Source organism: Tahibacter caeni (genome assembly GCF_024609805.1).
GTDB classification, from domain to species: Bacteria; Pseudomonadota; Gammaproteobacteria; order Xanthomonadales; family Rhodanobacteraceae; genus Tahibacter; species Tahibacter caeni.
This window is the reverse complement of record NZ_JANFVR010000268.1, coordinates 1-6677: the sequence shown is the minus strand read 5'-3', so window position 1 is coordinate 6677 and position 6677 is coordinate 1. Positions and strand designations below refer to the sequence as shown.

Here is a 6677-nt window from a genome sequence, read left to right as displayed (position 1 = left end):
CGCCGAGGACCTCGGCGGCGCGTTCGGTCCGTACGCGCTGCAGGCGGCGATCGCGGCCTGCCATGCGCGCGCGCGCGCGGCCGCCGACACCGACTGGTTGCGCATCGCCGCGCTGTACGGCGCGCTGGGCCAGGCGCTGCCGTCGCCGGTGGTCGAGCTCAACCGCGCGATGGCCGTGGCCATGGCCTTCGGTCCGGCCTCGGGCCTGGCCGTCGCCGACGCGCTGCAGGACGAGCCGTCGCTGCAGAACTATCACCTGCTGCCGAGCGTGCGTGCCGACCTGCTCGCGAAACTCGGCCGGCGCGACGAAGCCGCCGCCGAGTTCCGTCGCGCCGCCGCGCTGACGCGCAACCTGCGCGAGCAGGCGCTGCTGCAGCGCCGCGCGGCCGAATGCCTGCAGCGGCCGGCCAGGGACGCCTGAGGCGCGGCCGCGCGGCTGTACCGCGACGCAACGGCGCGCAGGCGCGTCGATGCGGGACGGCCGGGCATCGGTTCCAATGTCCGCCGGCCAGTCATCACGAGGGGAGATCGACGATGGTGCAGCGACGCTTGGGGGCGGCGGCAGCGACCGTGTTGTGGGCGGCGAGTGCGGCCGCGACGACCTGGAACGAACCCTGGCAGGATCAGGTGGCGCGCGGCGCCGACAGCCTGGGCCTGTTCGAGGTGCTCGAGCGCGGCGGCGGACGCGCGACCGTGCGCACGATCAAGACTCTGGCCGGCACGCCGACACCGCGGCAGTTCACCGTGGACTCGGCGTTCAGCGCCGCGGCGCGCGGCCGCCACGACGAGGAGCTGGGTCTCGCGCTGCGGAAAGGCAGCCGCGTCTATCTCTGGCTCGACGGCGACGCGAAGCAGTGGCAGCTACCGACGCCGACGGCCGGCATCGCCGGCGTCATGCCCGACGGCAACGTCGCGGCGACCTATCGCATCAGCCCGCACCAGGCCGTCCAGGCGGCCGACGCCTACGAGCGCGTACAGACCTGCGTGTTCCGGCATCTGCACGGCGAGGGCTGCGACACTGCGGCGCTGGCCGCCGACCTCGACGCGCCGCTGCAGGAAGACGCGGCCGCGCTGTCGGAAACGGCGACGCCGGCGGAGCAGGCGCGGTTCTTCCGCCAGCACGTCGCGCTGGAAAGCGCGTTCCTGCTGCAGCGCCCGGTGCCGCTCGCGCGGCTCGAACCGTTCCTGAGGCGCGATTTCTTCCATACCCAGATATCGGCCGTGCGCGCGCTGGCGGTCAGCGACGAGGCCGGTCGCGATGCGCGGTGGATCGCGTTCATCAAGGACGACGCGCGCGACCCGGCGGCGCGCGCGATGGCGCTGTTCCTCGCGCGCGAACGCAAGGCCGAGGCCGTGCTCGGCGGCATCGAAGGCTATGCGCCGGCCGATCCGAAAGCCGAATGCGCGCTCGTGCCGATCATGGATCCGCGCATCGGCACGCGTTTTCCGGGCACCTTGGGCGCGGCGTTCGCGTTCGCGCGCGGGCAGGCCGAAAGCGATTGACGTTTTTCAGTAGAGCCGCGAGCCCGCGATCTTCGCGAGCTTGCGGCCGAAGCGCGCGTTGTCGCCGTCGACCGCGAGCACGATGACGTCGTGCGGGAACGCGACGCGCGAAAGGATCCGGTTCTGCTGCTGCTCGGCGCGCGCGGCGCTGTGCCAGCGCAGCGGCCGTGTCGCGCGGAAACCGAGCACGAGCTGCGGATGCTCGGGCATGTGTCTGAGCGTGCGCCGCGCGAGCCAGGCGCGGTAGATGCCGAGCTCGCGCAGCTGCTGCGCGAGCTCGGCGATCCGCTCGGCGCCGAGGCCGTGCGGTTCCAGCTTGTCGTGGACGGTCAGCCGCGCGCGCTCGGCGCGGGCCTGGTCGCTGATCGCTTCGTGGCGTTCCACCGTGTCGTGCCAGGTGTCGGCGGCAGCCTTGTCGCCGCGGCGCCAGTAATAGTCGCGCAGGATTTCGCCGACGTTGCCGCGTGCGCCGGGTTCCAGTTCGATCGCGCGGCGCAGGTGCGTCGCGCCGGACTCGTCGTCGCGCGCGAGCAGGCCCTGGCCGTAGAAGAAATGCGCCGCGGCGCTGTCCGGATGCGCCTGCACGGCGGCCTGGAACTGCTGCAGCGCGGCGTCCTTGTCGCGGCCGACGTCGGCGAGCAGATGCGCGCGCTCGAGCTTCTCGTCCACGCCGAGCTCGCGTTCGGCGACGGACGCGTTCAGCTCGCCCAGGCGCGAGCGGCCTTTCTGCACCTCGTCGTAGCGCTGACGCCAGCCGTGGCTGATCTGTTCCTGCCAGCGCGCATCGAAGGTCGCGATGACGCGTTCGCGCAGCTCGCCGAGCAGATGGTCGGCCGACGCGCCGGCGGCCGGCGGCGCGACCGAGGCCGGATGGCGCAGCGCACGCAGCCGGTCGCTCAGCGCCGGATGCGTGTCCGCGTAGCTGGTTTCGCGCTTCAGCGATTCGGCGAGCCAGCGGCGGCCGTCGTCGCTGCGGAAGTCCTCGTCGAGGCCCTGGCCGATCTGCGTATACGGCAGATACGCCGGTTGCGGCTGGTCGTCGGCCTGGCGGTGCAGCTCGGGCCAGAAGCGTTCCTGCAGCAGCGCGCCGCCGACGTTCACGCTGGTCAGGGCCTGCGCCGCGACGCGCGGCGACGTCAGCCGCGCGGCCACCGCGTCGGCCTCGTATTCGTTGGCGCGCGCGAGCGGGAAGGTCCAGGCGTGGAAATACGGCACGTACCACTGGAAGAAGCGGCGGAACAGGAAGCTGCCGCCGCCGCCGGCGCGACCTATGCTCTCGGCCAGCTGCAGCCAGATCCGGCGCGAGCGGTACAGCCAGTTGCCGAAGCGCGCGTGGCCGCCGGCGAGATGGCCGAATTCGTGCGCGAGCACGGCGTCGAGCTGTTCCGGCGTCAGGCACTTGAGCAGCGGCAGTCCGAGCAGCAGGAAATTGCGGTGCCAGCCGAACAGGCCCAGCAGCGGCACCTGCATGACGGCCGCGTTGAAATCGTCGGTGATCAACACGCGGTGGAAGCGCGGCGCCTTCAGCGCTCGGCGCAGCCGCTCGATGCGTTCGAACAGCGCCGGCGCGGTCCCGGCCGTGACCGCGAAGCCGACCGGCGGCGCGATGCGCACCCACAGCGCACGCAGCACGACCCAGATGAAGAACGCGAGCGGGATGACGAGCTTGATCGCGAGCGCCTTGAGGAACAGCACCGACAGCGCCGCCGCGGCGAGCAGCGCGATCAGCAGCGCGACGATGCCGGCGAGGTAGCCGTAGCCGAGCAGGACCAGCCCGACCAGGCGCAGCTGATAGCCGCGCGGATCGTTCTGCTTCAGGGTTTCGAGACGGCTGACGAGGGCTTCGAATTCGGCGCGCTGCATGCGGTTTCCTTTCACGTCGCGCGCATGATCGCCGCCGGCCGCCGAGGCTGCAATCCGCGCGCCGGGGCTGGCCGGCGCGGGCTGCGGCGGCCCACAATGGCGCTCCGCATCCGCCGGAGCGTCGCGATGCACCTGGTTCCCAAGCCGGCCGCGCAGGAACATGCGGTCGCCCATGCGCAGTTCACCGTACAGCGCGTCCTGGCCGCGCCGCCGGCACGCGTGTTCGCCGCCTGGACCGACGCCGCCGCGCGGCAGCGCTGGTTCGTGCGCGCCGGGGACTGGCTGCAGGCGGAGCAGACGCACGACTTCCGCATCGGCGGCTGCGAGCACGGCCGCTATTGCCGCGGCGCCGGCGAGCCCGTCTACGACGTCGAGACCCGCTATCTCGACATCGTCGCCGAGCGCCGCGTCGTGTCGAGCAGCACGCTCGCGCGCGACGGCCTGCGTATTTTCGCGGCGCTGCTGACCGTGGAGCTGCAGGCCGAACGCGGCGGCACGCGGCTGTGCCTGACCGAGCAGGGCGCGTTTCTCGACCGGCAGGATTCTTCGCCCGCGCGCGAGCAGGGCTGGCAGGCGCTGCTCGATGCCCTGCAGCGCGAGCTCGCGCGTGGCTGAGCGGCCGGCCGAAAAAATCGTCGCTGCCCGGTGTCGATCGCCGGCCCGCCCATTCGACGCCCTGATGGAGTGGACGCGGACCGGCCGCGTCCGCCCGATTCCTTGTTCCCGACGCTGTACCACCAGGAGCCTGACCATGTCCCTGCCGCTGCGCCTGTCCGCCGTGTTCGCCCTGTTCGCCGTCGCGGCGCTGCCCGCCGAGGCCGCGCCCGAGAAATACGTCATCGATCCGATGCACACCTACCCGAGCCTCGAGATGCCGCACATGGGCCTGTCGGTCTGGCGCGGCAAGTTCAACCGCACGTCCGGCGAGATCCAGCTCGATCTCGCCGCGCATCGCGGCAGCGTCAAGGTCGAGGTCGACGCCGACAGCATCGACTTCGGTCTCGACGCGATGCACGAGCATGCGGTCACGGCCGACTGGCTCGACGCGGCGAAGTTTCCGAAGCTGGTCTACCGCGGCGAGCTGCAGTTCAGCGGCGACAAGCCGACCTCGGTCAAGGGCGAGCTGACCCTGCGCGGCGTGACCAAGCCGCTGAACCTGGAGATCAAGAGCTTCACCTGCATGGAGCATCCGTATTTCAAGAAGCCGGTCTGCGGCGCCGATGCCGAAGCGCAGCTCGACCGCGCCGATTTCGGCATGGACCAGTACACGCAGAACGGCATGGGCCGCATCCTCGTGCGCATCCAGGTCGAAGCGTTCAAGGACGCGCTGCCGGCGCCGCCGGCGGCGAAGAAGGACTGACCGTGGACGCGGCGCACGACGTGGTGCTGCGGCGCGACTTCGCCGCGCCGCCTGCCGCCGTGTTCCGCGCCTGGACCGAGCCCGTGCGGTTCGCGCGCTGGTTCGGTCCGCAAGGGTTCCGCGTCGACGTGACCGCCGGCGTCCGCGTCGGCGGCCGCTACGCGCTGGTCCTGCACGGCGAGGACGGCGCGACGTACCCGCTGAAAGGCGAATACCGCGAGATCGTCGCGGACCGGTGCCTGGTCCTGAGCTGCAACTGGGAAGACCATCCGGCCGACTGGAAGCAAGGCATGGCCGCGCTCGGCGCGGCGCCGGGAATGGCCGAGGAAATGCTCTGGCTCGTCGATTTCGCCGCGGCCGCTGCGGGTTGCCGCCAGACTCTGACCTGCCGCTTCGCCGATGCGGCCATGCGCGAGGCTCACGTCGCCGCCGGCATCGAGCAGGGATGGCGCAGCAGCTTCGGCAAGCTCGATCGACTGCTGGCGGAGTGAACCCGGTGCGCCGGCAAGGCGCGTCAGGGCGTTGCGGCGGCGCCCTTGCACGGGAGCTATCCATGCCGCTTGCCAGTGAACCGCCGTCGAACCGCTGCGTCACCGGTCCGCTGGCGAGAACATCGCTCGCCCAAGGGCCGATCACATGGCGCCGGTGTTCTTCGACTACCGTTCGTCGGGGTGAGAACGCGACGTTGCGGATCGCGGCGACGGCCGCGATCCGTCACAGGATCGCGTTCAGCGCTTCGCCGAGGCGTTCGACGCCGACGACTTCCAGGGTGCCGACGCGCGGTTTCTTCGGCGCGTTGGCCTTCGGCACGACGGCCTTCAGGAAGCCGTGGGTCGCGGCTTCCTTGAGGCGTTCCTCGCCGTTGGGCACCGGGCGGATCTCGCCGGACAGGCCGACTTCGCCGAAGGCGACGAGCTTGTCGGGCAGCGCGCGGTCGCGGAAGCTCGACAGGATCGCGAACAGGATCGGCAGGTCGGCGGCGGTTTCCTGCACGCGGATGCCGCCGACGACGTTGACGAACACGTCCTGGTCGTAGACCGCGGCGCCGCCGTGACGATGCAGCACGGCCAGCAGCATCGCGAGGCGGTTCTGCTCGAGGCCCAGCGCGACGCGGCGCGGATTCGCGAGCGGCGACTGGTCCACGAGCGCCTGCACTTCCACGAGCAGCGGCCGCGTGCCTTCGCGCGTGACCATGACCGCGCTGCCCGGCGTCGGCCCCGCGTGCGCGGACAGGAAGATCGCCGACGGATTCGGCACTTCGCGCAGGCCCTTCTCCGACATCGCGAACACGCCGAGCTCGTTGACCGCGCCGAAGCGGTTCTTGAACGCGCGCAGCACGCGGAAGCGGCTGCCGGATTCGCCTTCGAAGTACAGCACCGCGTCGACCATGTGCTCGAGCACGCGCGGTCCGGCGATGCCGCCTTCCTTGGTCACGTGGCCGACGAGGAACACGCTGATGCCGGTTTCCTTCGCGAAGCGCGTGAGTTTCGCGGCTGATTCGCGCACCTGGCTGACCGAGCCCGGCGCGGCCGTCAGCAGTTCGGTCCAGATCGTCTGTATCGAGTCGACGATGAGCACGCGCGGCTTCTGCGCCGCGGCATGCTCGAGGATGCGCTCCACGCAGGTCTCGGCCAGCGCGCGCAGCGGCGCGAGCGGCAGGCCCAGGCGCTGCGCGCGCGCGGCGACCTGGGCCAGCGATTCCTCGCCGGTGACGTAGAGCCCGCTGAGCCGCTCGCCGAGCGCGCCGAGCATCTGCAGCAGCAGGGTCGACTTGCCGATGCCGGGATCGCCGCCGATCAGCACGACGGAGCCGTCGACGAGGCCGCCGCCGAGCACGCGATCGAGTTCGCCGATGCCGATCGAGGTGCGCGCCTCGACGGTCTGCGCGACGTCGCCGAGCGACAGCACGCGCGGCGCGCCCGCGTCGCCGGCATAGCCGCCGCGCCGCGCC

At 71.6% G+C, this 6677-nt stretch carries 6 protein-coding genes and 1 pseudogene; 5 read left to right on the top strand and 2 right to left on the bottom strand.

The features are described from left to right. Positions 1 to 421 (top strand): annotated as a pseudogene (locus tag NON22_RS18270) (RNA polymerase subunit sigma-24); the annotation flags it as partial. Between the two features lie 113 nt (positions 422 to 534). Further along, entirely contained in the window at positions 535 to 1503 is a 969-nt protein-coding gene (locus NON22_RS18265; protein ID WP_257388387.1) for a hypothetical protein, read from the top strand. A gap of 6 nt (positions 1504 to 1509) precedes the next feature. Here NON22_RS18265 and NON22_RS18260 read toward each other — a convergent pair whose 3' ends face one another. Further along, complete coding sequence (locus NON22_RS18260) at positions 1510 to 3366, bottom strand: M48 family metalloprotease (RefSeq protein WP_257388386.1); 1857 nt, start codon at positions 3364 to 3366, stop codon at positions 1510 to 1512. A 126-nt stretch (positions 3367 to 3492) separates the two neighbouring features. Between NON22_RS18260 and NON22_RS18255 the strand changes: the two genes are divergently transcribed. From NON22_RS18255 to NON22_RS18245, 3 genes are all read left to right on the top strand, one after another. After that, on the top strand, positions 3493 to 3981 hold the full coding sequence (locus NON22_RS18255; RefSeq protein WP_257388385.1) for an SRPBCC family protein: 489 nt from the start codon (positions 3493 to 3495) through the stop codon (positions 3979 to 3981). Between the two features lie 136 nt (positions 3982 to 4117). After that, positions 4118 to 4726, top strand: coding sequence for a YceI family protein (locus NON22_RS18250; protein WP_257388383.1), 609 nt, complete (start codon positions 4118 to 4120; stop codon positions 4724 to 4726). Between the two features lie 2 nt (positions 4727 to 4728). Continuing rightward, complete coding sequence (locus NON22_RS18245; RefSeq protein ID WP_257388382.1) at positions 4729 to 5217, top strand: SRPBCC family protein; 489 nt, start codon at positions 4729 to 4731, stop codon at positions 5215 to 5217. Between the two features lie 223 nt (positions 5218 to 5440). Here the strand turns inward: NON22_RS18245 and radA are convergent. After that, positions 5441 to 6677, bottom strand: a 1237-nt coding sequence (gene radA, locus NON22_RS18240) for a DNA repair protein RadA (RefSeq protein ID WP_257388381.1), incomplete at its 5' end; no start/stop codon positions are given.